The organism is Ruegeria atlantica, assembly GCF_013032505.1.
Lineage (GTDB): Bacteria > Pseudomonadota > Alphaproteobacteria > Rhodobacterales > Rhodobacteraceae > Ruegeria > Ruegeria atlantica_F.
In genome coordinates, this window is the sequence record NZ_WQCG01000003.1 from 582800 (window position 1) to 606768 (window position 23969).

At 54.9% G+C, this 23969-nt stretch carries 23 protein-coding genes; 6 read left to right on the forward strand and 17 right to left on the reverse strand.

Going from position 1 to position 23969, the window contains the following annotated elements:
* Positions 1–7: 7 nt before the first annotated feature.
* The gene (locus GOW92_RS14660) at positions 8–1081 is read right to left on the reverse strand and encodes an ABC transporter ATP-binding protein (protein ID WP_170561325.1); all 1074 of its coding nucleotides are present in this window, start codon (positions 1079–1081) and stop codon (positions 8–10) included.
* 161 nt (positions 1082–1242) lie between these two features.
* On the opposite strand from GOW92_RS14660, the gene GOW92_RS14665 reads away from it, so the two are divergent.
* Positions 1243–2247: an ester cyclase gene (locus GOW92_RS14665; RefSeq protein WP_438826355.1), complete on the forward strand. Its 1005-nt coding sequence runs from the start codon at positions 1243–1245 to the stop codon at positions 2245–2247.
* Positions 2244–3116: an amidohydrolase family protein gene (locus GOW92_RS14670; protein WP_170561327.1), complete on the forward strand. Its 873-nt coding sequence runs from the start codon at positions 2244–2246 to the stop codon at positions 3114–3116. The genes GOW92_RS14665 and GOW92_RS14670 overlap by 4 nt, the downstream gene beginning before the upstream one ends.
* 280 nt (positions 3117–3396) lie before the next feature.
* Here GOW92_RS14670 and GOW92_RS14675 read toward each other — a convergent pair whose 3' ends face one another.
* The 3 genes from GOW92_RS14675 to GOW92_RS14685 form a co-directional block, all read right to left on the reverse strand.
* Positions 3397–3768, reverse strand: a complete 372-nt coding sequence (locus GOW92_RS14675; RefSeq protein WP_170561328.1) for a sterol desaturase family protein — start codon at positions 3766–3768, stop codon at positions 3397–3399.
* Positions 3769–3774: 6 nt separating this feature from the next.
* Positions 3775–4008: a hypothetical protein gene (locus tag GOW92_RS14680; RefSeq protein WP_170561329.1), complete on the reverse strand. Its 234-nt coding sequence runs from the start codon at positions 4006–4008 to the stop codon at positions 3775–3777.
* A 548-nt stretch (positions 4009–4556) separates the two neighbouring features.
* Positions 4557–5510, reverse strand: coding sequence for an NAD(P)-dependent oxidoreductase (locus GOW92_RS14685; RefSeq protein WP_170561330.1), 954 nt, complete (start codon positions 5508–5510; stop codon positions 4557–4559).
* A gap of 133 nt (positions 5511–5643) precedes the next feature.
* Here GOW92_RS14685 and GOW92_RS14690 point away from each other — a divergent pair, with 133 nt between their 5' ends.
* Positions 5644–6519 (forward strand): LysR family transcriptional regulator, encoded by an 876-nt coding sequence (locus GOW92_RS14690; RefSeq protein WP_170561331.1) that lies wholly within the window; start codon positions 5644–5646, stop codon positions 6517–6519.
* Positions 6520–6589: 70 nt separating this feature from the next.
* Here GOW92_RS14690 and GOW92_RS14695 read toward each other — a convergent pair whose 3' ends face one another.
* Together GOW92_RS14695 and GOW92_RS14700 are read right to left on the reverse strand one after the other, a co-directional pair.
* Positions 6590–7138 carry an OmpA family protein gene (locus tag GOW92_RS14695; RefSeq protein WP_368040288.1) on the reverse strand — a complete coding sequence of 183 codons (549 nt, stop codon included), beginning with the start codon at positions 7136–7138 and terminating at the stop codon, positions 6590–6592.
* A 340-nt stretch (positions 7139–7478) separates the two neighbouring features.
* Positions 7479–7742 (reverse strand): SH3 domain-containing protein, encoded by a 264-nt coding sequence (locus tag GOW92_RS14700; protein WP_438826356.1) that lies wholly within the window; start codon positions 7740–7742, stop codon positions 7479–7481.
* A 319-nt stretch (positions 7743–8061) separates the two neighbouring features.
* Here GOW92_RS14700 and GOW92_RS14705 point away from each other — a divergent pair, with 319 nt between their 5' ends.
* Positions 8062–8274, forward strand: coding sequence for a hypothetical protein (locus GOW92_RS14705; RefSeq protein WP_170561334.1), 213 nt, complete (start codon positions 8062–8064; stop codon positions 8272–8274).
* Here GOW92_RS14705 and GOW92_RS14710 read toward each other — a convergent pair.
* From GOW92_RS14710 to GOW92_RS14725, 4 genes are all read right to left on the reverse strand, one after another.
* Positions 8269–9048, reverse strand: coding sequence for an IclR family transcriptional regulator (locus tag GOW92_RS14710; RefSeq protein WP_170561335.1), 780 nt, complete (start codon positions 9046–9048; stop codon positions 8269–8271). The genes GOW92_RS14705 and GOW92_RS14710 overlap by 6 nt on opposite strands.
* 11 nt (positions 9049–9059) lie before the next feature.
* On the reverse strand, positions 9060–10418 hold the full coding sequence (locus GOW92_RS14715; protein WP_170561336.1) for a TRAP transporter large permease: 1359 nt from the start codon (positions 10416–10418) through the stop codon (positions 9060–9062).
* A complete protein-coding gene (locus tag GOW92_RS14720; RefSeq protein ID WP_170561337.1) occupies positions 10418–11083 on the reverse strand; it encodes a TRAP transporter small permease in 666 nt (221 codons plus the stop codon). The genes GOW92_RS14715 and GOW92_RS14720 overlap by 1 nt, the downstream gene beginning before the upstream one ends.
* A 66-nt stretch (positions 11084–11149) precedes the next feature.
* Positions 11150–12388, reverse strand: a complete 1239-nt coding sequence (locus tag GOW92_RS14725) for a TRAP transporter substrate-binding protein (protein ID WP_170561338.1) — start codon at positions 12386–12388, stop codon at positions 11150–11152.
* A gap of 109 nt (positions 12389–12497) precedes the next feature.
* Between GOW92_RS14725 and GOW92_RS14730 the strand changes: the two genes are divergently transcribed.
* The gene (locus tag GOW92_RS14730) at positions 12498–14093 is read left to right on the forward strand and encodes a GMC family oxidoreductase (RefSeq protein WP_170561339.1); all 1596 of its coding nucleotides are present in this window, start codon (positions 12498–12500) and stop codon (positions 14091–14093) included.
* 385 nt (positions 14094–14478) lie between these two features.
* Here the strand turns inward: GOW92_RS14730 and GOW92_RS14735 are convergent, their stop codons facing one another.
* The 7 genes from GOW92_RS14735 to GOW92_RS14765 all read right to left on the reverse strand — a co-directional run bounded on the left by GOW92_RS14735 (position 14479) and on the right by GOW92_RS14765 (position 22015).
* A complete protein-coding gene (locus GOW92_RS14735) occupies positions 14479–15990 on the reverse strand; it encodes a mannitol dehydrogenase family protein (RefSeq protein WP_170561340.1) in 1512 nt (503 codons plus the stop codon).
* Positions 15990–16763 (reverse strand): L-iditol 2-dehydrogenase, encoded by a 774-nt coding sequence (locus GOW92_RS14740; RefSeq protein ID WP_170561341.1) that lies wholly within the window; start codon positions 16761–16763, stop codon positions 15990–15992. Before GOW92_RS14740 ends, GOW92_RS14735 begins: the two co-directional genes overlap by 1 nt.
* Positions 16760–17764 (reverse strand): ABC transporter ATP-binding protein, encoded by a 1005-nt coding sequence (locus GOW92_RS14745; RefSeq protein ID WP_170561342.1) that lies wholly within the window; start codon positions 17762–17764, stop codon positions 16760–16762. Before GOW92_RS14745 ends, GOW92_RS14740 begins: the two co-directional genes overlap by 4 nt.
* Positions 17765–17776: 12 nt before the next feature.
* Positions 17777–18607, reverse strand: coding sequence for a carbohydrate ABC transporter permease (locus tag GOW92_RS14750; RefSeq protein WP_170561343.1), 831 nt, complete (start codon positions 18605–18607; stop codon positions 17777–17779).
* A gap of 12 nt (positions 18608–18619) precedes the next feature.
* Positions 18620–19486, reverse strand: coding sequence for a carbohydrate ABC transporter permease (locus GOW92_RS14755; protein ID WP_170435930.1), 867 nt, complete (start codon positions 19484–19486; stop codon positions 18620–18622).
* Positions 19487–19592: 106 nt separating this feature from the next.
* Positions 19593–20894 carry an ABC transporter substrate-binding protein gene (locus GOW92_RS14760; RefSeq protein ID WP_170561344.1) on the reverse strand — a complete coding sequence of 434 codons (1302 nt, stop codon included), beginning with the start codon at positions 20892–20894 and terminating at the stop codon, positions 19593–19595.
* A 95-nt stretch (positions 20895–20989) separates the two neighbouring features.
* Positions 20990–22015 (reverse strand): LacI family DNA-binding transcriptional regulator, encoded by a 1026-nt coding sequence (locus tag GOW92_RS14765; protein WP_170561345.1) that lies wholly within the window; start codon positions 22013–22015, stop codon positions 20990–20992.
* Between the two features lie 120 nt (positions 22016–22135).
* Here GOW92_RS14765 and xylB point away from each other — a divergent pair, with 120 nt between their 5' ends.
* On the forward strand, positions 22136–23572 hold the full coding sequence (xylB, locus tag GOW92_RS14770) for a xylulokinase (RefSeq protein WP_170561346.1): 1437 nt from the start codon (positions 22136–22138) through the stop codon (positions 23570–23572).
* Positions 23573–23969: the final 397 nt, after the last annotated feature.

Genomic DNA, 23969 nt, shown 5'->3' on the forward strand with positions numbered 1-23969 from the left:
ACCGGTGTTAAGCCCGTTTGGGCTGTTCGTGGGGTTGTTCCCCAATCCGCGCACCGCTTTCAGCTTCAAAGAGGTGACAGATTTCTTTTGGCACCGAGAACGAGACCGTCTCGCCAATCTCGGCGCGGAAGGCTTTATCGGCTTTGACCGATACCAGTGCACCGCCGACCCGAACCGAGATCATGGTCGCGTCGCCCAGCAATTCCAGCGTATAAATCGGTGCGGTGATCTGGCCCTGCCCTTCGGCAAGGCTGGCATCTTCTGCGCGGAAGCCCAGTGTCATTGGGCCGTCCGGAGCATCCACTGGTATTTCGACATATTCCGCGCGGAAGACACCGCCCGAAACGTCGCCTTCCATCAAATTCATTGCAGGCGAGCCGATGAAACTGGCCACGAAAGTATTCGCAGGGCGGTCATAGATCTCGGTCGGACTACCGACCTGCTGGACCACGCCCTGTTTCATCACCACAACGCGGTCGGCCAAGGTCATGGCCTCAATCTGGTCATGGGTCACGTAGATGGTGGTGACGGCCAGCTCATGGCTCAGGTTCTTAATCTGCGCCCGGGTAGAAACCCGCAGCTTGGCATCCAGGTTCGACAGAGGCTCGTCCATCAGGAACACGTTGGGTTCGCGAACAATTGCACGGGCCAGCGCCACACGCTGTCTCTGACCGCCCGACAATTCTGCGGGCTTACGATGCAGGAAGTCGTCCAGCTCGACCATCGCGCTGGCGCGGCGCACTTTCTCGTCATGGGTCGACGGGTCGATCCCACGTACTTTCAACGGAAAGCGGATGTTTTCGTAGACATTCATGTTGGGATAAAGCGCGTAGCTCTGGAACACCATCGCCACGTCGCGGTCCTTAGGCTCCAGATCGTTGACCACATTGCCATCGACCAGGATTTCACCCTCGGTCACATCCTCAAGACCAGCGATCATACGCATTGTGGTGGTCTTGCCGCAGCCTGAAGGGCCGAGCAGCACCAGAAACTCGCGATCCGCGATCGTAAGGTCGAAATTGTGGACCCCAACGAATGAGCCCCATCGCTTGCCGACATTCCGCAATTGAATTTCTGCCATGGTGCCCCCTGCAAGGAATCATTTTGCATACGCTTGCAAAACTGTAATTCGCATATACTAAATCAGGCAAGACTTTTTTGCATACGTATGCAAAACTATTGCAAATACCCGACTCAAACTGGCCCAGCGCCTCTCGTAAAACCTTGATCACAATGGCAAATATCGTGACCTTTCAGACAGAAAAAGAACTTGTCTCTGCGTTTCATTCCGCATTGGACTCCGCGACAGTACAAGAAACACCGGCAGTAATAAGCCACTATTGCGACCCCGAACTGAAGTGGCGCGGCTTTCACCCATTCAACGAAATCAATGGTGCCGAGCAGGTTGCCCGGCAGTTTTGGCAGCCCCTAAAGAGCAGCCTGACATGCATGCAGAACCGTGTAGATATCCTGTTTGCAGGGCAAAACTCGCTAAGTGGTGAGGTGGACGTCTGGGTCGTTACCATGGGGCATTTGATGGGGTTGCTCGACAAGCCGTGGCTGGGGATTCGCCCAACTGGCAAACTGGCATTCTTGCGCTACTGCGCATTCCACAGAGTCGCTGGTGGCAGGATTATCGAAACGGCGATGTACTTCGACATACCACACCTGATGGTGCAGGCAGGACAGAACCCATTCCCTCCGCAAACAGCAGCGCATTTGGTTCAACCCGGACCAAAGCCCCATGATGGCCTGTTACTAAACGAGCAACCTGCTGAAGAGGGTCAAAAGACGCTGGCGCTTATCAACGCGATGATCTCGGATCTTGGCCAATGGGATAGCGGGTTGTCGCTGGAAGATGAGTTGGCCCGCACGTGGCATCAGGACATGATCTGGTGGGGACCGGAAGGAATCGGCGCAACCTACACCATTGAACGCTATGCCAAGCAGCACTCCGGCCCGTTCCGCGCCGCGTTTACAGACCGATCAACAACCAGTCATGTCTGTCGCTTGGCCGAGGGGAACTATGGCGGCTTCTTTGGCTGGCCCAACTTTGTGGCCACTCCTTCTGGCGGGTTCATGGGAATGCCTGCCACCGGGAAATCCGGAGAATTCAGAGTGATCGATATTTATCGCCGCGCGGGTGACAAACTGGCGGAAAACTGGATCTTCATCGACTTGCTGCACTTCTGGAATGGGCAAGGTGTCGACATTCTGGCCCGAACCACACAGGTCGAAACGCCATGAGGATAGATGCGCATCACCATCTGTGGGACCTGTCCGCCGTGACCTATCCATGGCTCATGGAAAAAGGCGTCCCGCGCTTTTTCGGTGATCCCACCCCGATTCAACGGAACTATTTACTGCCGGAATTTCGCGCAGATGCCGAAGCTCAGGGTTTCAAGGCGTCGGTGCACATTCAGGTTGGCGCAGCCGACCCGTGGGCCGAGGCGCAATGGGTTCAATCAGTGGCCGACCAGTTCCCGGACTGGCCCTTGGTGCAAGTCGCCTTCTGCGATCTGACAGCAGACGATCTGGACGCGCAACTAGACCGCCTGCAAACGCTACAGTCTGTACGCGGCGTGCGTCAGATCATCGGTCGTGCACCGGGTGAAGACTCGATCACCGGCACGAACGCGTTGCTTCATAACCCAAAGTTTTTGGCCGGACTGAAACAACTGGGCACACGCGGCCTGTCTTTCGACCTTCAACTACTGCCCGAGTTGATGGATATGACCGCAGATGTACTGTCTCAAGCTCCGGAAACCCCGATCGCTCTTTGCCACGCAGGGTCCCCCCACGATCGAACATTACTAGGTTTGCAGAAATGGGCAGATGCGTTAAAGGCGTTATCAAATCAGCCCCAAGCCTATTGCAAACTGTCCGGCCTCGGAATGTTTGAACACAACTGGAGCGCTGAAAGCGTCTCACCAATCGTCTCAACCTGCCTGTCACAGTTTGGCGCAGAACGCTGCATGTTCGGATCGAATTTTCCGGTCGATAGCCTAAGTTCAACCTACCAAGAGGTCGTTCGCCGGCACCAAGAACTGATCCCGACCTCAAACCAGAGCGAAGTGTTCCACGGCACCGCAAAACGGTTCTATCGCTTTGAATAGAAGCAAGTTCTTCAGCCTTATTTCAGCGATATCTTCTCGACGGAAATTCCCGAAAGTGAGCCCAATCCGATCAACGCATTGCAAACGAACTTCAGTATTTGGAGCTTTGGTTATCTGCCGCAAGCGTGCATTTCACGCTTACGGTTCCGGACCACTTGTTCCAGGGCATTTCCGCGTTGCCGTAATTGCACTCGTAAAATCGATGATGAAGCTGGTGAAAAAATGCGCCGATCAGCAAGGCCTGACGATCACGCGCCCAAATCACCTCATATCCCGAATGCTAAGAAGCCGCGCCCAGCATCAACCAGTAGCCGAGGAAAATCATGTGAACGGGGTGGCTGGGTAAGATCAGCACGACCAGAATAGCGCTGAGATATCCAAAGGATTCGACCGGATGCATCGACATGCCCGACCAGGGCCCGGTGTTGACGTTGCGGTGATGCACGGCGTGGACGTGCCGGTAAATGAATGGCTGATGCAGAAACAGGTGAACGACGTAAAAGTGAAAGCTCTGCCAAAGCGCCAGTATCGGGAACAGCAAAATGAACCACACAGGTTGCACAGCAAAGCTGAGCGTGCCGATATAGTCGTTCGCGTACATCCAGCGCAGGAAACACTCGAACAACGACAGGATCGGCGCACCAAAGACCATCGCGTATTACATGTTGTCCCAGGCCTGATAGCCGTACTTATACAGCGCATTCTTGCGCTTCATATAAGGTCGGGGATCGTATTTCAGCAGTTTGCCTTGCCCGTCTATGCCGTAGAACCACGTATGCAGCCCGCCAGCGGCGATCAGCAACAAAACCCAGATGCGAATGAACACGGATGACATCCAGCCAAGCGAGAATGTCGCCTGATCAGCCCCGACAGGCTGCATCCAGAATGCCACCAGAAATGCCAGCGCAAGAAAGATCGAACGGTCCGAGAATTGCAGCTAGTTCTGCCAGATCCATTTGCCTATCACGCCAGGTTTTGGGGCCAGTGCCAATAGGGTGCATGCTTTGCCGGAAGTCCCGGGTGCCAATGCCATTCGCTGCTCATGGGGCTGGGTTCCTCGGCAGCATGGGCGACTTTTTTTGCGGTCGTATCAGCGGTCGCCACGAGGTTGCCATTCCTGAAGAAATGTACCTTTTTTGATCAGGATGAGGCCGGAGGCGGCTCGTACGGGTATTTACGAGATGGGCGGCAACGCATTCCAATTCGACCGCACAAGCACCAGCGTCTTAAGGCCGACGCAAATCCTCGGCCAATTGCAGTGCTTCGTCCGCCGTGCGGCCTGAGCCGCGGCAGTTTCGGTGCGGTTCACGGCAGTTGTTTGCGCTAATTTACGCTTGCTTTTGCCCGCCTTTATATCCGCCACAGTCAAGTTGCGCGTCGCCGGGTGCCCACAAATGTGTAGATCCGTTTCAAAACAGCCTCGCCGTTTTATTCAGCCGCCTAGAGTTCTGCCCCCTGCGGGATCACCTCGTAACCAGGTTCTTCCGGCTCATCATCCATCATTTCCGGCGGAAAACCCGGAGCGAGAATTTCCAGGCCGGTCGCCTCTTCCAAGCGTTTGATGATGTTGGGCGAAAAGCAGCGCTCGCCATAGCGCTCGATGCCGTCCTCGAAAATCTGCACCAGCATAGGCGAGATTTCCAGTGGCACGTTGTGGCGGTCGGCCACCTGCTGGAACAGACCGGCATCCTTTTTGACTAAGTCCATGGTAAAGGAAATGTCCCGGCTGCCGTTCAGGATCACTTGGCTTTCGGTTTCATGTACGAATGACGTGCCAGAGCTGATTTTCATCGCTTCATAGGTCGTGTTCAGGTCCATACCGGCTGCTTTGGCGGTGACCAGCGCTTCGCAGCAGGTGACAAGATTGGCGGTCGCCAGATAGTTCGTCACAACCTTGAGAACTGAAGCCGATCCCAGATCGCCCGTGTGCAGAATGCGCCGACCCATGGTTTTCAGAAACGGCGCTATGCGGTCAAACGTGGCACGGTCGCACCCCGCAAAGATCGAGATATTGCCCGTCGCCGCACGGTGGCATCCGCCCGAAACCGGGCAATCCACGGCTGCACCGCCTGCGTCCATCACCATTGCACCCAGGCGTTTGACCTCGGCCTCATCGGTGGTGGACATCTCCATCCAGATCTTGCCCTCTTTCACCTCGGGCAGCATCTGCTGCATGACAGCGTCCGAGGCGACAGGCGATGGCAGACAGGTAATAACGGCATCGCAATCGCGCATCAGCTGCGCCGGGCTTTCCCCACGGGTTGCCCCGCGCGAGACGAAATCATCCACAAGCTCAGCGTTGAGGTCATGAACCGTCAGATCAATGCCGTTACGCAGCAAACTGCCGCTGAGTTTCCCACCAACGTTTCCAAGACCAATGAAGCCAACTTTCATGCGCACATCTCCCTGTTTCATTTCCCGCCTGATGATCGGCAATGAAGTTTCATTGAAAAAGCTACAGACGTTGATGGCATTGTGTAAAACGAATAAAAGTGACACGTATCGGCGAAAATTTTCGGTGCTAAGAATGCCGCAATCTCCTAACCCTATTTGGCTTCGATCATTTGAATGCGCCGCGCGGCATCTCAGCTTTACGACGGCCGCGGCCGAGTTGGGTATCACTCAATCGGCGCTCAGCCTTCATGTCCGCTCATTGGAGGCGCAACTTGGCTGCCCCTTGTTCTATCGCGCCGCACGCAACCTGAGCCTGACCGAAGTTGGGCAGGCTTATGCTTTTTCTGTGCGGCAAGCCCTGAGAGATATCGATCTGTCAACGATCAGTCTATTCGGATCAAACCAGACGAACGAGCTGGTCGTGCGCGCGCCAATATCTACGGCAACCTTGTTTCTTGCTCACAGGCTGCCCGAGTTCTTACGTGTGCATCCCGATATTACCATAAAGCTGGTCTCGAACATTTGGGCTGAATCCGCAGGTCGCGAAAATGTCGATGTCGAATTGCGGGTAGGCAGCGGCGAATGGAATGACTTCCCTGTTCGGAAGTTATCCGATGAAAGTATCGTCCCGATAGCCCCAAAGGTATCTGGGGATAAACGCCCTTCCACCGAAACTCTGCAGCAGCGGCCACTAATTCACATTCTGGGATTCCAGCAAATGTGGGAACGTTATTTTTCCGCAGTCGGGGTTCAGCAAACCCAATACGCATCAACTTTTGTGGTCGACACGACGATTGCCGCTGTGGACATCGTTGCCGCAGGTGGCGGCAATGCGATCGTTATCGAGAAGTTTGCCAAGACCGCCATTGAGACCGGAAGAAAGGTCGCCATTGTTGGTGAAGCTGTCCCAATAGAACAAAGCCACTATTTGGTTGCGGGGCAAAACTCAAAAGCAGATGCGGCGGCCAAACAGCGTTTTGAAGCTTGGCTGGAAGACATCTTTCGGTGAACCAGAGCAAATCCCGTTCCTGCAAACGTCTGGTGCACGCGGGTGCGCAGTTCTTCTTTGAAAAACCAAACTACTGCGCCAGAGCTGCGTCCAACCGCGCCGAACTACAGAAACACCGTTTGGCATACTCGATCTTTCGGATAGATCCTGCATCAAGACCAATGGCTTTGCCGCAATCTTCGCGCGCGGCACCCGCCATCTGAAATGCGGGACCGTTTCGACCGGAATTTGTCAGTTGGTCATATTGAGCAACGGCGACTTGCAAACGAGCCGTCAGATCAGTCTGCAGTTCGTCCCCAACGGCGCTTTCTGACAGCGCAAAGTCCCGATAACTGCGACAGGCCGCCAGTATGTCTGCCAGACCGACTGTAACGCGGCGATTGCGACGCTCTGCTGTCGTGACGGCTATCAGAAGGTCAGTCTTGCCGCGGCTCGAGATATCTCCAATCTGATCGACGGAAACTCCGACTTCGACAAGGGCTCGTGCGACCGTACTCGCACGCCTTTGCCCCAGATCCTGATTATAGCCCGAGGATCCAACAGCGTCCGTATAGCCGACCACTACAGTCGGTTTGTAACTGTCGGTGGCCTTCAGGCACCGGCTTTCAAAAAGTGACACAGATAGCCATCTCGTCAATTTGACTTGTAAACTGCCGGGGTATTGGCAACCCAAATCGAAGCCGACAATCCGCATGAAGATGTGGACATAACACGCACACAAAATGGCCAGAACCCTCGGTTTCCTGCCGACAGAACGGTCCGGAAATAACTGAATTGCCACGGGCAGTTTCGTACACTGTTACGCAGTCAGGCGGGAGCCACCTGCCCTTCGGTCAACGCTCTTCCTCGCTCGCCAGAATGCGAAAACTTCGCCAAAATGGCGGAAACACAAACGAAGTAGCGTTTCCCATCTGCATTTAACAAGCGTTGAAATAGCGACGACGCCAACCACCGTTGTATCATTTCTTTCGCAAATATGCCCAAGAGACGTATCCCTTTAGCCCTCGCGCACGTTTCAAGGAAACGCGACACCAACGGGTTCCACCGGTCTGCTCGCAAGTGTGAACGCGTAAGGCGGTTCCATTTGGAAGACCAACAATCACGTTAAAACCTGTTCCCGGCCCGGCACGCATTTTCAGCATGTCACCATCTTCAACGCCAAAAACTTCATACTGTCCAAGCGAGGCAGCGGCTGCAGATTCCGTGTTTACAATCGCGGCCATTAAGAGTGCCGCCAGGGGTAGTACTTTTGCGCTGCGCATTGCGATATCCTGCTTGTTGCCTCGCTGGCAATCGTAGCGGTTCGATCCATCAAGAGGAACCGCCCTTTCGCCGCATTGAAGAACAACTGCCGGACTTTCTTGTCCTCAAATGCAGTGTTTAAGAAGTTTCATTCACAAAAATCAGAGTGCCGAACTATCCGAACACATCCGTGCCCGAGAGACAAATAAACCCGACCCGAACCATTGGCGGCAGGTTTCCGCACTTGTCAGACATCAATTCCATCGAAACGACGCTTCCATTGATGCGATAGCCCGCTCGTTGGATATTGCGATCCGTGCGCTTCGACGCAAACTTGAGGGTGAGGGTTTGCAGTTTCGCCAGATTGTCAGCTATGTACGGATTGGCTGGACCAAAGAACCGCTTTCGATAGAGACGGTTTCAGGGATTGTCTTGATGCTGGGCTATGAGACTGCAAACATTCAGTTTGGCTTGGGATCGACAGACAGACAACATCCCGACGCTTTTCTATGACGAAAGCAATCCCGATAGTTTGGTTGCTCCAAACTGCAATAGCGCTAGGAATTGCTCCAAACTCCGCATTTCGTGGCGCTGGGTTGGCGCGTGAACAGACAGTGTTGCCACAAGACGATTGTTCATATCCAGGACGGGGACAGCTATCGCGGTCATCCCGGGCATGAATTCCTCGTCGTCCGTTGAGTATCCTTTTTGGGCGATACCCAAGATCTCGGCGCGCAATGCTTCTGGGTCAGTTATTGTTTTTTGGGTGTTCGGGTTAAGCTTACGGGCGGAAAGAAACCCATCCAGCGTGTTTTGACGAAGCGTGGATAGGTACATCTTTCCGCTGGCAGTGCAATGAAACGGAACCTGAGTGCCAATCGGCAATTGAATCCTCAGGGGCCATTCCGTTTCTACCCGGTCCAGATAGATCATTCCTTCCCGGTCCGGGATGGCGAGGTTGCAGGTTTCGCCAATTTCGTCGGCGACGCCCCGGAGGATTGCGAGACGAGCCGTTCGAAGGTGCTCTGATGACACCGTGTTTACTGAAAGCTCTCGCAACCGTGGTCCGGGTCCATACGACCGGCCATCGAGGTCTCGTTGAAGGAACCCTTCGGCCTCAGCCGTTTGAAGCAACCGATGGACCGTTGGTTTTGCCAGACCCAATGATTCTATCAGGTCTGACGGTTTGACTGCGACACCGCGCCTTGCAACCTCTTCAAGGAGAAATAGCAAACGCAGGTTCGTCGGGATTTGGGTTTCTTTCTCTCGTGTATCTGCGTTTGCCATTCCGCTAAACTCTAGTTGTTTGGCAGAAGTATCAAGGCCAGATCAGGCACCAGAGAAACCAAAATCCATACAGAGAGCAGAGCCACAAGGTACGGAACGGTGTAGCGCAGCAGCCGGAAGTACGGCACACCTGTCACACCTGACGCAACATAGAGGTTCAGACCATATGGCGGCGTGATGAACCCAATCGAGGCACCCACAAGGAAAATCACCGAAAAATGGATCGGGTCGACCCCTACGGACGCAGCAATCGGTGCGAGGATCGGCGCAAGGATGATCGTCACCGGTAAGCTTTCCAGAACCATGCCTGAGAAAAAGACAATGACCATCGATGTGAACAGTACCGCGTAATACCCACCCATCGAGGTCACGAAATCTCCGATCGTTTGTTGTGCGCCAAGCAAAGACAAGATCTGTTGCATAACAACCGAGATCGCAATCAGAGGGGCCAGAATGCCGGTGATCTGGGCCGAACGGATCACGATCGAAGGTATCTCAGGGATCGTAAATCCTTCTACGACGAACATTTCAGCAAAGCTCTTTTCGGTGGGTGAAACATCGTCGCGCGCACCCATTATTCTGTTGATCGGATAACTGACCAATCCGGCGATCACACAGAAGCCAACTGTGACGCCCGCAGCCTCGGTGGGGGAGAATTTGCCAGTATAAATGCCCCAAAGCACAAGCCCGATGGCAAAAAACCCAAGCCAGGCGCCGAAGGCAGTTTTTAGGATCCGGTTCAGTTGCAGCGGTATCAGGTGGCCCCAGCCGTTGATCCGGCAAATGATCCAGCATGCAAACTGCATGCCAAAGACCATCAGCGCGCCTGGCAGGATACCGGCGACAAACAGCTCGGAGATGGGAAGGTTCATCAGGAACCCGTAGACGATGAAGATGATTGATGGGGGGATGATGATCCCGACCGTACCACCCGCCGCCGCGGTGGCCGCGCTGAAGCGTTCGTCATAGCCGCCTTTGACCATTTCTGGATGCAGCATCGAACCGATCGTTGCGGTCGTGGCCGAGTTTGATCCTGAAATTGCAGCAAACAGACCGCACGCGCCAAGCGATGCCATCGCCAGACCGCCACGTATCCAGCCCAGACAGGAATATGCGAAATCGCTCAGTCTTCGTGCGATGCCCGACTTGTTGATCAGGTCACCTGTCAGGATGAACAGCGGCATCGCCAGCAGGGCAAAACCCTTGTTGAAGACGTTCAGCAATTCCGCGCCCATGTTGTCGAGCGTCAAGCCCAAAACGAATGAGCATCCGATGACCCAGTATCCGATGACCAACAGCACCGGCACGCCCAACATGAACAGAAACGTCACGCCCAGCGAAATAAGTGTAACTAAAGTTCCGTCTGTCATCAGTCTGCCCCTATCACGGCCTGCTTGATCAGCGGCTCTCCGGTTTTCCAGTTGTGCAAGTCGTCAGCAAGGTTTTGAAACACACGGCCAACCATCAGAAAGAAAGACACTGGCGCGGCCAACAGAAACCACCATTGCATGATGTTGTCTGTCCCAAGGACGATCTGAAAGTTCGAGGCTGACAGCGCAACGAGGCGTGTTGTGGTCACAATGACGATTACTGCAAAGACGAACCACAAAATGGCATCCAGAAACAGACAGGCCAGTTGACCGCCGCGTGGCATCGCGGTGCGAAACTCGCTGAAACTTAGATGCGTGCGCAGGCGGACATTATAGGACGCACCAAACCAGGCCATTATCATGAACAGAAGCGGAGGAATGGTGGTGGACCAGGGTTCCTGGTCGTTAAAGACAAAGCGGTCAATCACACCCCAAAAGATGATCAGCGCAATGGCAAGGTAGGAATAGACCATGATCGACCGTTCGAAGTGGCGTTCAACAAAGGGCACTTTGCGATAGATCAGCATTACAAGAAAACCGCCGAGCGCGGCGGCAACAGTGCCCACAACCCAGGCGGCGTCAGATTCCAATGCGGATTGGATTTCGAATGAATCGCGAGTGAGCAAGGCGCTGAATATCGCCCCGATATCTGCCCATAGTGACATGAACCCCGTCCTCCCAGTCGGTGCTTAGAGAAACCGGCCCGCGAGGGGCCGGTTCGAAATGTTAGATCAGGCCGCGCCTTTCCACCAACGGCGGGGCTCAACGTTTTCGGGCAGTGTGTCTGCCGGGATCTGCCGCGCGATGTCGTAGATTTCCTGATAGGTGTCGATGCCACCAGCCCATTTGTTCAGCCGCTCGCGCCACTGCGCCCAGGGTTCAGGATTAAAGTTCGGCGCACACATTTCCTCGGCCAGTTTGATTTGATCGTCCGGCAAGAATGCTGCACGTACACCGTTTTCCGCAAAGATGGTGTTGGGCAGCTGTGGTTCCGAGAAACCAACCGTGTTCAGCAATGCAGCTTCGTTTGCACCCTGAATAAGGGCCTGCGTGAAATAGGACGATTCCATTACTGCGTCCTGAAGTTCACCGCCAAGACCGTCAAACACTTTGGCCGACATTGACGTATGCTCTGTGCCGCAGAAGAATTTGAGATTGACGGATTGCGAGACGACCGGAGCCATGTTTGCGTAGGCAACGGCTGATGCCCAGGTTTCCGCTCCGTCGATCAGGCCGGTCTTCAGTGCGTCCAGTGTTTCTTCCCATGCCACCGGCACGGGATTCAGGTTCAGCAGCTGCATGGCGATCCGGCCAAGCTGCGTCCCCGTCACACGGTTCTTTGTCCCGAACAGTTCTTCCAGCTTGGTGACTGTCGGCTTGTCAGCGAAGGTCGAACCCATCTGCAAGCCGCGTAGTTCGCAGTGTGTGAACAGGAACTTCAACCCGTGACGTTTTTCAAGCGGTTCACGCAAGATGCGCTGGCTGTCGGGGCTATAAAAGAAATGATACTGCGCAGCCCGGCTGGGGAACATATAGGCATAATCCAGCACATTCAGATAAGGCGCGCCGCCCGCAGAGTTCTGTGTCGACGCCGCATAGATGTCGACAATCCCCTGCTGAGTCTTCTCAACGCAACTTAACTGTCCGCAGATCTGGTTATCGCCGATGAACTCGATCCGAATCTCACCATCTGTACGTTCTTCCAGATCCCTCGCGAACTCGATGGCCCCTGCCCGTTCGATCAGCAGGTTGCGCGTGTTGAAACCCGAAGCACCGAATTTCAGCGTATGTTTGGGTTCTTTCGAAAACCGTTTTTCATAAGTTGATTCAGCCGCTTGCGCCAAATTGGCTAAACTCATCGCACCGCCAAATCCACCTGCCGCCAGCAGCGTTGAACTCATGCCATAACGCCCGGCTACGCGGAAAAAATCCCGCCGTGAAATGCCACTTAGTTTCTTACCGATCTCCATTGCTTACCTCCCTGATCGCAATTATTGAGACGTTTTGTATCAAAAAATGCTAGTATAGTTCCGGCAATTTGCATAGACTTTTTTTCAGTGACCTTGGGAGGAGACCGTCATGGAGGTGGATTATGCAGTTGTCGGGGCAGGATCTTCGGGCTGTGTCATTGCCAACCGCCTGAGCGCTGACCCAGGCACGACCGTTGCATTGTTGGAAGCCGGCGGACCCGATACCAACCCGTGGATTCACATACCGGTTGGATACTTCAAAACTATGCACAACCCGTCGTTGGACTGGTGTTACCGCACGGAACCAGATCCAGGTTTGAACGGGCGCTCGATTGACTGGCCGCGCGGAAAGGTTCTTGGGGGATCATCCTCGTTGAACGGGCTTCTGTATGTTCGCGGTCAGAAAGAGGACTACGACCGCTGGCGTCAGATGGGCAACGTTGGTTGGGGATGGGACGACGTCTTACCCCTTTTTAAGCGCAGCGAGGATCAGGAGCGCGGCGAGGACGCGTTTCACGGTACAGGCGGCCCGCTGTCAGTATCCAACATGCGTATTCAACGACCAATCTGCGATGCATGGGTCGCTGCCGCCCAAGAAGCGGGTTACCCGTTTAATCCGGATTACAACGGGGCCGATCAGGAAGGCGTTGGCTATTTCCAGTTGACCACTCGGAACGGGCGTCGCTGCAGTGCCGCCGTTGCCTACCTAAAGCCAGTCAAAAAAAGGCCGAACCTGAACATCATCACCCATGCGTTGGTGACCAAGGTCGAACTTGACGGCAAAAAGGCAACCGGACTTCTTTATCGCGACCGCTCCGGTGAGGTTAAGTCCATAAAGGTGCGGCGCGAAATCATCTTGTCCGGAGGCGCCATCAACTCACCTCAGATAATGATGTTGTCAGGGATCGGGGACCCGGATCATCTGAAGGCCAACGGGGTTGAACCCGTTCATTCGCTGCCCGGCGTCGGCAAAGGGCTTCAAGATCACTTGCAGGCACGCCTTGTCTTCAAGTGCAACGAACCGACGCTGAATGACGAAGTGCGCAGCCTGTTCAATCAGGCGCGCATCGCGCTGAAATATGCACTGTTTCGTGCAGGGCCGATGACCATGGCGGCCAGCCTGGCCACCGGGTTTCTGAAAACCCGCCCTGAGGTTCAAACACCTGACATTCAATTTCACGTTCAGCCTTGGTCTGCCGACAGTCCCGGTGAGGGCGTACACCCGTTTTCTGCCTTCACAATGTCAGTCTGTCAGCTGCGGCCGGAAAGCCGCGGAGAGCTGCAACTGGACGGCCCTGATCCCGCCAGTTACGTCAAAATCATTCCCAACTACCTGTCCACTGAAACAGATTGCCGAACGATTGTAGACGGCGTGAACATCGCACGCGACATTGCCCGGCATAATCCTTTGGCGTCAAAGATCTCGGAAGAGTTCCGGCCAACCGCCGATCTATCTCGCGATGACTACAATGGCACTCTGGACTGGGCGCGCTCAAATTCCGTCTCAATCTATCACCCGACAGGAACCTGCGCGATGGGCACCTCGGAAAGCTCTGTTGTCGATCCAAACTTAAAGGTCCGGGGTATCGAGGGTCTTCGTGTCGCCGATTGTTCAATCATGCCGGAAATCGTCAGCGGCAACACCAATGCCCCGGCGATCATGATAGGCGAAAAAGCAAGTGAGTTGCTTGGCGCAACGAAGTAGTTTGCAGCGTTTTTTCAGTATCTGAACCGGCTTACGAAAACCTAAGCGGACCTCTGAGGTCCGACGCCAGTCACCGCCCAAACAGATGCAACCCGCAAGAGCCCTTCAATGTGAGTTCAGGGAGACCCGGAGCTTTTCGGTGCGCGCAGGTGCGCACGAAAATCCGTCGGTCCCGTATTAATCTCGGCGCTACCGCACGGCGCAAATGCCAGCCGCCCACGCACTATTTTACAAATCTGGAACCACGAATTCATAGGACGTGGAAAGGCGCATTTGCACAAATTGCATTGCTTGCGAATTTCAAGACTTTTGGTGGGCTTCGCTAAATTTGCTGTTGGCAAAACCTAAGTTTTTTCTGGATTCTATTGCGCATGGCTCAGCGACACTAGAATGGTTTTGCCTCCAGGGCGAGATAGTCAGCCATCGCCACCCGGCACCCACGTTGCCAAATCGCGCTCAACCAGGCAGTAAACACGTTTACGAACCGCGGATCGCGGCCTGAGTCACCAAAAAACTGGCTTTGTTCGATCCACAACCTTGGTTCGCCCCTGGAAGCCAGAGCGGTTTTTTGCAAGTTCGCCCAATGGGGGTCGTTTGGAGCAATTTCTGAGCCGTCTTCACGAACGCCTGCGCACATCCGGCACCAGAACGCCTCGGCCAGAGCCAACCCAGTCAGCGAAGATCCCGATGCAAGCGCATCGCGCAGTGACGGCAGCAAGAAACCCGGGTGTCGTGAAGATCCGTCAAAGGCTACGCGTCGTGTTGTGTCGCGGATAGCGGTGTTCGCAAAGCGCCTCTCAACCATTTCAAGATATTCAGATGCCGTGGTGCCGGGGACAGCCTCGACATGAGGCAGAATTTCTTCTGTCTGAACTTTTCTGAAGAACGCCACGATTTCTGGGTCTTGCATGCAGTCTGCGATTGTTGGCACGTTCAGAATTTCCCCGACATTTGCCAGAAGTTGGTGGCCTCCATTCAAAATGCGCAGTTTCATCGCTTCATAACTGTGAACATCGTGCGTCAGCGTAGCCCCGACCTGTTCGAGTGGCGGCCGGCCTGCGCAGAAGTCATCCTCGATCACCCATTGGCGGAAATTTTCGTGCGAGACCGGCGCGCGATCATCGATACCAAGTTCTCGGCATTGCGATATGACCTGCTCGGTCGTTGCGGGCACAATGCAATCCACCATCGAGTTCGGGAATGCGCCGTTTTGATCAATCCAGTCCGCCAGCTCCGGATCGGACAAGTGCGCCAGTCCAACAATGCAGGTTTTCAGAATTGCACCGTTACCCTGAAGATTATCGCAGCTGAGCGCGGTAAAGGGTTTCAAACCATTCTGGCGCCGTTGTTTTAATGCTGCCACCAATGCACCGAAAGCTGTGCGCGGCCAGTTCGGGTTTTCGGCATCGTGCCGAATATCCGCGTGATCCGCGTTAAATGCGCCAGTGTTGGCATCAAGATAGTATCCACCTTCAGTTACAGTCAGAGACACAATGCGAATAGCAGGATCGGCCATAGCCTCGATAAGCGCGGCGTTGTCTTCCTCGATCGGCAGATAGTCAATCATCGGACCAATCACCTTGGCGGACATTCCTTTTGGGTCCAGCTCAATCAGCGTTGTAAGGCAATCCTGCGCCAGCAAACGTTCTCGCATGTCAGCGTCATAGCTTCGCACACCGGCCCCGATGATCGCCCAGTCATTGGCCTGACCCCGCTGCATCAGTTGATGAAGATACCAGGCCTGATGCGCGCGATGAAAATTGCCCAAACCAATGTGGATTATGCCCGGCGTTAGTTTCGATCGATCATACACCGGGATTTTCACGGTCTCTGGCAGCTCTGAAAGGCTATCTTGGGTCAACCGCATCGGAAGTTTTGCATTCGCCACAGGGTCCATCAGCTCATCCAGTTTCCGCCGTCGACATTGTAGGTTTGTGCGACGATGTATTTGGCTTCGTCAGAAGCGAGGAATACTGCCATTCCGGTCAAATCTTCGGCGCTGCCCATCCGGCCATAGGGCACGGCTGCAGCCACTTCGCGTTTCTTCTGGCCCAGCGGTTTGCCTTCATGCTTTGCGAAAAACGCATCAACCCCATCCCAGTGCTCGCCGTCAACAACGCCCGGAGCAATTGCGTTCACGTTGATCCCGTATGAGATCAAATTCAGCCCCGCCGATTGCGTCAGGGATATGATTGCGGCCTTGCTGGCACAGTACACGGCGACCAGAGGTTCGCCCCTGCGCCCGGCCTGCGACGCCATGTTTATGATCCGGCCCTTGATTCCGTTTTCAATCATGTGGCGCGCTACGGCTTGCATCGTGAACAGTGCGCCGGCAACGTTGATGTCAAATACTCGGTTGAAGTCCGCGCGCTCGATCTCAACAATTGGTGCTGCAGTGAAGATGGCAGCGTTGTTGATCAGAATGTCGATGGGGCCGAGACGCGCAGCTGTTTTCGCGACGGCATCATCTATACTCTGCTGGTTGGTGACATCCATCTTGACGGCGAGTGCTGCCTCGCCAATCTCGGCCGCTGCATCCTGAGCGCGTTGGATGTCGATGTCGGCGATGGCGACACGCGCACCCTCTGCCACGTAAGCTTTCGCAAAAGCCAGTCCGATGCCTCTCGCGGCCCCGGTGATCAGGGCGGTTTTGCCTGCCAGGCGTGTCATTCGATCCTCAAGCCTTTCGCGTCAAACCGGTGGATGACATCCTGGCGTGGTGTCAGATGGATTCGGTCACCGTGGCGGAAGCCAACCTCGCCGTCTGCACGAACGGTGATTGTCTCAGCCAGACCCGTTTCATGAACATGGAAAAAGGTGTCCGAGCCGAGGTGTTCCGAGACACTGACAACCCCGGACCACTCACCTTCGGTTTCCGAAACCGCAATGTGTTCAGGTCGGATTCCGATGGTTTGGGCACCGTGTTTCGCGGCCTCGGGTCCTTCGATGAAGTTCATCTTGGGTGAGCCGATGAACCCCGCGACAAACAAGTTGCGGGGCGTTCGGTACAGCTCCAGCGGACTGCCGACCTGCTCGATTACGCCTGCCTGAAGCACCACGATCTTGTCTGCCATGGTCATGGCTTCGACCTGATCGTGGGTGACATAAATCATCGTGGTCGCCAAACGTTCGTGCAATTCGCTGATTTCCAGCCGCATGCCAACGCGCAACGCTGCATCCAGATTCGAAAGAGGTTCATCGAAAAGGAATGCAGCGGGTTCGCGGACGATCGCCCGGCCAATGGCAACTCGCTGACGCTGCCCGCCGGACAGCTGACCCGGACGTCGATCCAGGTAGTCGGTCAGGTTTAGCACACTTGCCGCCCCTTCGACACGCTTGTCGATCTCGGCCTGATCCAGTTTCGCCATACGCAGGGGAAAAGCGATGTTCTTGCGTACGGTCATGTGCGGGTAAAGCGCGTATGACTGGAAAACCATCGCCAACCCACGTTTGGCGGGTGGCACGTCGGTCGCGTCCGTTCCGTCAATTTCAATGTGGCCCGAGGTGATGTCTTCCAACCCCGCGATCAGACGCAGAAGGGTGGATTTACCGCAACCCGAGGGGCCGACGAAAACGGTGAACTCACCATCCTCGATGGTCAGGTCCAGCGGGGGAATGACCTCAACGTCGCCGAAGCTTTTGGTCACGGACTTGAGTTGTATACGTCCCATGTGTCGTGTTCCTTATTTCACAGCGCCGAAGGTCAGGCCGCGGACAAGTTGTTTCTGGCTGAACCAGCCAAGGATCAGGATTGGTGCGATTGCCATGGTCGAGGCTGCGCTGAGCTTGGCAAAGAACAGGCCCTCGGGGCTGGAGTAGCTGGCGATGAAGGCCGTGAGAGGAGCGGCGTCGACGGCGGTTAGGTTGAGGGTCCAGAACGCCTCGTTCCACGCCAGGATGAAGTTCAGCAGCACAGTCGAAGCAATCCCAGGGATGGCCATGGGCGTCAGGACATATAGGATTTCCTCTTTCAGCGTCGCGCCATCCATACGTGCGGCTTCCAGGATTTCCCCGGGGATTTCGCGGAAATAGGTGTAAAGCATCCAGACGATGATCGGCAGGTTGATCAGCATTAGCACGACGACCAGCCCTCCACGCGTATCCAGCAGACCCAGACGGATGAACAGCAGGTAGATCGGATAGAGAACACCAACCGCTGGCAGCATCTTAGTGGACAGCATCCAAAGCAGGATGTCCTTGGTGCGTTTGGATGGCACAAACGCCATCGCCCAAGCGGCGGGCACTGCGATGATCACACCCAGTATGGTCGAGCCGCCCGCGATGATGACCGAGTTCCACAAGAACCGCATGTAGTCCGAGCGTTCCTGCACGATGGCATAATTCTCAAGCGTCCAATTGAAGTTCAGAAACAAAGGTGGGCTGGCGATTGCCTGCGCTTCAGTCTTGAAACTGGTCAGGATCGTCCAGAGGATCGGGAAGAAGATCAACAAACCAACGGCCCATGCCAGGACAGTATTGAGTGATTTTCGGCGGGTTGTGACGGTGCGGGCCATATTCTTACCTCCTCACGCGTCCAGATTTTTGCCAACGATGCGCATCAGGAAGATCGCAACGATATTGGCAAGGATGATGGCGTAGACACCTCCGGCTGATCCGAGGCCAACGTTCTGGCTTTCCAACACACGCTGGAAGATCAGGTAGGTGAGTGTACGGGTGCCGAATGCGCCGCCGGTGGTCACGAAGATTTCGGCGAAGATCGACAGCAGAAAGATCGTCTGGATGAGGATCACAATGGTGATCGCGCGGCTCAGATGCGGCAGGACGATGTGATAGAAACGTTTCAGCACCGGCGCGCCGTCCATTTCAGCAGCCTCCAACTGTTCACTGTCCAGAGACTGGATTGCGGTTAGCAGGATCAGCGTCGCGAACGGAAGCCACTGCCAAGAGACGATCATGATAATCGATGTCATGGACGCCTCTGACAGCCACGAGATCGGCTCGGCCCCGAAAAAGCGCCACAGATGGGCAAGCAAGCCATTGACCGGGTCCATGAACATGTTCTTCCAGACCAGCGCTGACACGGTAGGCATGACAAAGAACGGCGCGATCACAAGGATACGAACAACGCCTTGCCCCCACATCGGTTGGTCCAGCAGCATCGCCAACAGAATTCCCAACACTACCGTGATGACCAACACGCCACCCACGATCATCAGGGTTGCCTGAACAGCTGGCCAGAACGAACTTGATGAGACAAATCGGACATAGTTGTCGAACCCGACCCAGCCCAGATCACCGCCGCGTAGCGGAAGATATTTTTTGAAGGAAAAATACAGCGTCATCGTCAGCGGCACGAGCATCCAGCCAAGTAGCAGGACCACTGCGGGTGCCATCATCAGGCGCGCGACGGATCGGGAATGTTGAGTTGCCATGACGCAAACCCTCTCTGTTCAGGCACAAGCCAGCCTGCGAGAAAAACGCGAATTGTGGAAGGGTGAACGGGGGGGCAGATCAATGCCCGCCCGTAGTAGGAAGGCGTCAGTACCCTGCGGCTTCCATTTCTTCGGCTGTTAGGGCCTGCGCTTTCTCTAACGCTTCCTCAACCGTTTGTTGTCCGGCGTAGACCGCCGAGAATTCCTGGCTTACCTGCGTGGCAATGCCTGCAAATTCCGGAATTGCTGCAAACTGGATGCCAACATAAGGGACCGGTTTCACCGTCGGGTTGTTAGGATCAGCTGACAGGATCGAATCCAGCGTCATCTTGGCGAACGGAACCTTTTGGTACTCTGGATTCTCGTACAGAGACGTACGTGCGCCCGGAGGTACGTTTGCCCATCCTTCGCTTTCTGCGACCAGCTCAATGTAGTCCTTTGAAGTCGCCCATTCGATGAATTGCTTGGCTGCGTCTTCTTGCTGTGTACCGGCAGGAATAGCCAGTGCCCACGCCCAAAGCCAGTTGGACCTTTTGCCCAGTCCAGTGTCAGGTGCAAGCGCAAACCCTACGTGATCTGCGACCGTGGAGTCGTCTGGGTTAGTAACGAACGAAGCTGCAACAGTAGCGTCGATCCACATTCCACACTTGCCTTGCTGGAACAGCGACAGGTTTTCGTTGAACCCATTGGTGGCGTAGCCGGCAGGACCAGATTCGGTCATCATTTCAACATAGAAATTCAGCGTATCTGCCCATTCGGGCTGATCGAACTGGGGCTTCCATTCTTCGTCGAACCAGCGGGCGCCGAATGAATTCGACATCGCCGTTATGAACGCCCCACCTTCACCCCAACCAGCTTTGCCGCGAAGGCAAATGCCGTTGATGTCGGCGTCGCGGTCAGTCATCGCAGCGGCGGCCTCTTTAATGAATTGCCAAGACGGGGCCTCAGGCATTTCCATGCCCGCCTTTTCCATAAGGTCGGTGCGGTACATGATCATCGAGCTTTCACCATAGAACGGCGCTGCGAATAGCGTTCCGTCATGGCTCAAGCCACCTGCCATCGCAGGCAGAATGTCGCCAACGTCGTATTCTTCGGACAGACCATCCAGTGGCACCAGCCAGCCATTCGCGCCCCAGATCGGCGTTTCGTACATGCCGATGGTCATGATGTCGAACGTACCGCCCTTGGTGGTAATGTCGGTGGTTACGCGCTGGCGCAGCACGTTTTCCTCCAGCGTCACCCACTCAACGTCAATACCGGTCGCCTCGGTGAATTTGTCGGTATAGCCCTGCATCCGGATCATATCGCCGTTGTTCACGGTTGCGATGGTGATGGATTGCGCATGGGCTGCTGCCGTAGCGACGAAAGTCAATGCAGTCGCCGCACGAAGTGCGTTCTTTAAATACATCCCTGTCCTCCCTGAGCTTGGATGCCATGCAAGGAGAGTAGTTTCTAAATTGTCGCGGCGTCAATAAAAACTTTACGCGCGTTAAAATTTATTAGCTATGCGGAGTCTCTTAAAATAAGCCGAGCAGGGAAAAGCGTTTCGGTCCGGGTATCAAATTTCCCCCCATTTTCAATAAGTTCAAACAGCGTCTCCACACTGCGTGCAGCCACATTGTCATAATCATGGGCGGCTGTAGTCAAAGAGGGGCACGTGAACTTTGCGAAAGGATGATCGTCATTTGAGGCCAGGCGCAGCGCGCAATCATCCCGGCGACCAACCCGAATCCCCTGCTCGTAGCAGGCTGCAAGAAATCCGATTGCAAGCCGGTCATTACTGCACAGGACCGAGTCTGTTCGCAGTCCGTTTTCCGCCAGAACTTTCAGAGCACCCTTGTGACCGATCTCTTCAAACGCCCAACCCTTGCCGTCAACTTTGATGATATGAGGCTCGAACCCGAGACGCTCCATGACTTCAACATAGGCTTTTCGGCGTTTGTTCGCGTTCGGGTTCGCAGGCGTACGCATTTCGAAAAAAGATGGGGGTTCGCCCGTCCGGATCATATATTCCACGGTTTGTGACACGAAGCTGAAATTGTCTGATCCGATAAACGCGGCGCCCAGACCGTCAAGGTTACTGTCGAATAAAACCGTCGGTACAGTTGCGCAAAATTTTTCAATCGCTGACCGATCTGAAACACGCCCCAACGGAGCCAACAAAACTCCGGCCGGCTTCATGGATTGCAGCCCGTCCAGAATTTCGTTTTCCAGCTTTTGCTCGCCATGCGAACTGAACAACGAAGGCCGATAACCGGCTGCTATACAGCTTTGCTCGAGATACCGTGCGATCTCGGCAAAGAATGGGTCAGCCAAATAGGGTACGACAATACCGATATTCTTGGTCAACTTTCGGTTCTGATTCACAGCATAGATGTTCGGGCGGTAGTCAAATCGTTCTAGCGCCTCTTCGATGCGAGCCCTTGTCGTCGGGCGAACACTGTCCGGGTCGTGAAAGTACTTTGACACCGTGGGCCGCGAGATCCCGCTGAGGGCTGCGAACTCTTCCATATTCTTTATTTTGGTCATGCCAGTCTGCCTGCGGAACTTAGCCGCCTTGATCTTATCTTACTTTTACATATTCTTTGCGCGCGCTAAAAAATCAATAGCCAGACAAGTTCCGGACGTTTTTGCAAGCAAGGGGTTTGAATGTATCTCGGGATCGATATCGGAACGTCCGCCGTCAAACTTGTTTGTGCGGATGCCGATCGAATTTTCGCGACTTCTTCGGTAGGGATCAAGACGTCTTCTCCACAGCCCGGTTGGTCAGAGCAGCACCCGGATTTGTGGTGGCAGGCAACGCGCGATGCACTGAACCAGCTTGCTCGGCAAATCACGCTGTCGGAAGTCAAGGCCGTTGGGTTGTCGGGCCAAATGCATGGGGCCGTGTTGCTGGATCACGATCTGCACCCGATCCGCCCGGCAATCCTATGGAACGACAGCAGGTCGGTACAAGAGTGTGACGAATTGCACATCGCCCAGCCTCAGATCGGACAGATCGCGGGCGTCCTACCGTTACCGGGTTTTACAGCGCCCAAGATTTCATGGCTCAAGAAACATGAACCGGCAATTTGTACCCGGCTGGCCCACATCCTGCTGCCCAAAGACTACATCGGCCTATGTCTGCATGGAGAGTTGGCAACCGACACATCAGATGCCGCAGGTACGATGTGGCTCGATCAGGCTTCACGCAGCTGGCATAACGGTATTGCCAAAGCCACTGAAGTGTCGCCTGGCTGGTTGCCACAGATTTTTGATGGCCAAAGTGTTGTTGGGACGGTGACAACGCAGGCTGCTGAAGCAACCGGGTTGAAACAAGGTGTTCCTGTCGTGGCGGGCGGAGGAGATGCGGCAACTGGGGCGGTGTCATTGGGTGCAACAGAACCGGGGCGCGGTTTCATTTCCCTGGGCACATCCGGTCAGCTGTTTGTGGCAGATCGCAGGTACAAGCCCAATCCGGAACGCTATGTGCATGCTTTCGCCCACACTCTTCCCGACCGATGGTATCAAATGGCGGCGATGCTGAACGGTGCAAGGCCGATTTCATGGATAGGTGGTCAACTGGGGTTATCCGCTGCTGAAGTTGTTGCGCTTGCGGAAACGGTTAACGGTGATCGCGTGCCGGTTTTCCTGCCGTATTTGACCGGCGAGCGCAGCCCCCTCGGCGATCCACATATTCGGGCCTGTTTCTTTGGTCTTGAGGATTCAACAACACGCGCGGACATCTGCCGCTCCGTGGTGGAGGCAATCGCTTTTTGCTTTGCCGATGCTACGCAGAGTTTCGGAGACACGATCGACGATTTGCCGGAACTGGCGGCCATTGGAGGTGGCAGCCAATCAGACCTCTTATTGGGCCTGATAGCGTCGGTTACAGGGAAACCAGTAGTACGCTCAGAAGGATCGGATTCTGGCCCAGCATATGGCGCGGCCCGGCTGGCGGCCTGCGGCGTAGGTGATTTTGATGTTGCCGATCTGGCGATTCAGCCCGAAACAACCGATAGGTTCGAACCCGTCGATCCCAACGCGCTGCACGGCAGATTGGCGCTGTTTCGCCGGCTTTACACTGCGGTGAGTGCGGTCGGCTAACCTCGTGCCATCGCTGGTGTAATGCCCTGCTGGGCAATGGAATATGGATGCGGGTTTGCGCCCGTTCGAGGCACGGACAGCGAGGATGAACCGCACTAAAGTGCCCGCTCTTCGTCCGACCTCACCGTCAAACCACCCTGATGAGCTTCTCGCGATCCCCTTATGCAGGTCAGGCGGCCGAGAACAAAAGCTCAGGGTTTGCACACTCCAACTGAAACCCTTGCCGTAAGCCTTGAATGATCCCTGCTCCATTGCACCCACCACACGAGAGAAGGTTGCACTTCCAGTGTGCACTCTGGGCTTTTCTATTTTACGAAAAACCTTCAGAGTCTTGATAATATACTGATATTTAATTAAAAATCGAAATGATTAGGCTAATCCTAATGTTTAGTGAGGA

What these genes read in the sequence shown, in the direction of transcription:
- GOW92_RS14720 (WP_170561337.1), bottom strand. Translation starts at nt 11,083, where the DNA reads ATGTCACTATGGGCAGATATCGGGGCGATATTCAGCGCCTTGCTCACT.
- GOW92_RS14690 (WP_170561331.1), top strand. Translation starts at nt 5,644, where the DNA reads ATGCCGCAATCTCCTAACCCTATTTGGCTTCGATCATTTGAATGCGCC.
- GOW92_RS14675 (WP_170561328.1), bottom strand. Translation starts at nt 3,768, where the DNA reads ATGGTCTTTGGTGCGCCGATCCTGTCGTTGTTCGAGTGTTTCCTGCGC.
- GOW92_RS14700 (WP_438826356.1), bottom strand. Translation starts at nt 7,742, where the DNA reads ATGGCCGCGATTGTAAACACGGAATCTGCAGCCGCTGCCTCGCTTGGA.
- GOW92_RS14755 (WP_170435930.1), bottom strand. Translation starts at nt 19,486, where the DNA reads ATGGCAACTCAACATTCCCGATCCGTCGCGCGCCTGATGATGGCACCC.
- GOW92_RS14735 (WP_170561340.1), bottom strand. Translation starts at nt 15,990, where the DNA reads ATGGACCCTGTGGCGAATGCAAAACTTCCGATGCGGTTGACCCAAGAT.
- GOW92_RS14710 (WP_170561335.1), bottom strand. Translation starts at nt 9,048, where the DNA reads ATGGCAAACGCAGATACACGAGAGAAAGAAACCCAAATCCCGACGAAC.
- GOW92_RS14745 (WP_170561342.1), bottom strand. Translation starts at nt 17,764, where the DNA reads ATGGGACGTATACAACTCAAGTCCGTGACCAAAAGCTTCGGCGACGTT.
- GOW92_RS14750 (WP_170561343.1), bottom strand. Translation starts at nt 18,607, where the DNA reads ATGGCCCGCACCGTCACAACCCGCCGAAAATCACTCAATACTGTCCTG.
- GOW92_RS14670 (WP_170561327.1), top strand. Translation starts at nt 2,244, where the DNA reads ATGAGGATAGATGCGCATCACCATCTGTGGGACCTGTCCGCCGTGACC.
- GOW92_RS14740 (WP_170561341.1), bottom strand. Translation starts at nt 16,763, where the DNA reads ATGACACGCCTGGCAGGCAAAACCGCCCTGATCACCGGGGCCGCGAGA.
- xylB (WP_170561346.1), top strand. Translation starts at nt 22,136, where the DNA reads ATGTATCTCGGGATCGATATCGGAACGTCCGCCGTCAAACTTGTTTGT.
- GOW92_RS14725 (WP_170561338.1), bottom strand. Translation starts at nt 12,388, where the DNA reads ATGGAGATCGGTAAGAAACTAAGTGGCATTTCACGGCGGGATTTTTTC.
- GOW92_RS14760 (WP_170561344.1), bottom strand. Translation starts at nt 20,894, where the DNA reads ATGTATTTAAAGAACGCACTTCGTGCGGCGACTGCATTGACTTTCGTC.
- GOW92_RS14715 (WP_170561336.1), bottom strand. Translation starts at nt 10,418, where the DNA reads ATGACAGACGGAACTTTAGTTACACTTATTTCGCTGGGCGTGACGTTT.
- GOW92_RS14660 (WP_170561325.1), bottom strand. Translation starts at nt 1,081, where the DNA reads ATGGCAGAAATTCAATTGCGGAATGTCGGCAAGCGATGGGGCTCATTC.
- GOW92_RS14730 (WP_170561339.1), top strand. Translation starts at nt 12,498, where the DNA reads ATGGAGGTGGATTATGCAGTTGTCGGGGCAGGATCTTCGGGCTGTGTC.
- GOW92_RS14685 (WP_170561330.1), bottom strand. Translation starts at nt 5,510, where the DNA reads ATGAAAGTTGGCTTCATTGGTCTTGGAAACGTTGGTGGGAAACTCAGC.
- GOW92_RS14765 (WP_170561345.1), bottom strand. Translation starts at nt 22,015, where the DNA reads ATGACCAAAATAAAGAATATGGAAGAGTTCGCAGCCCTCAGCGGGATC.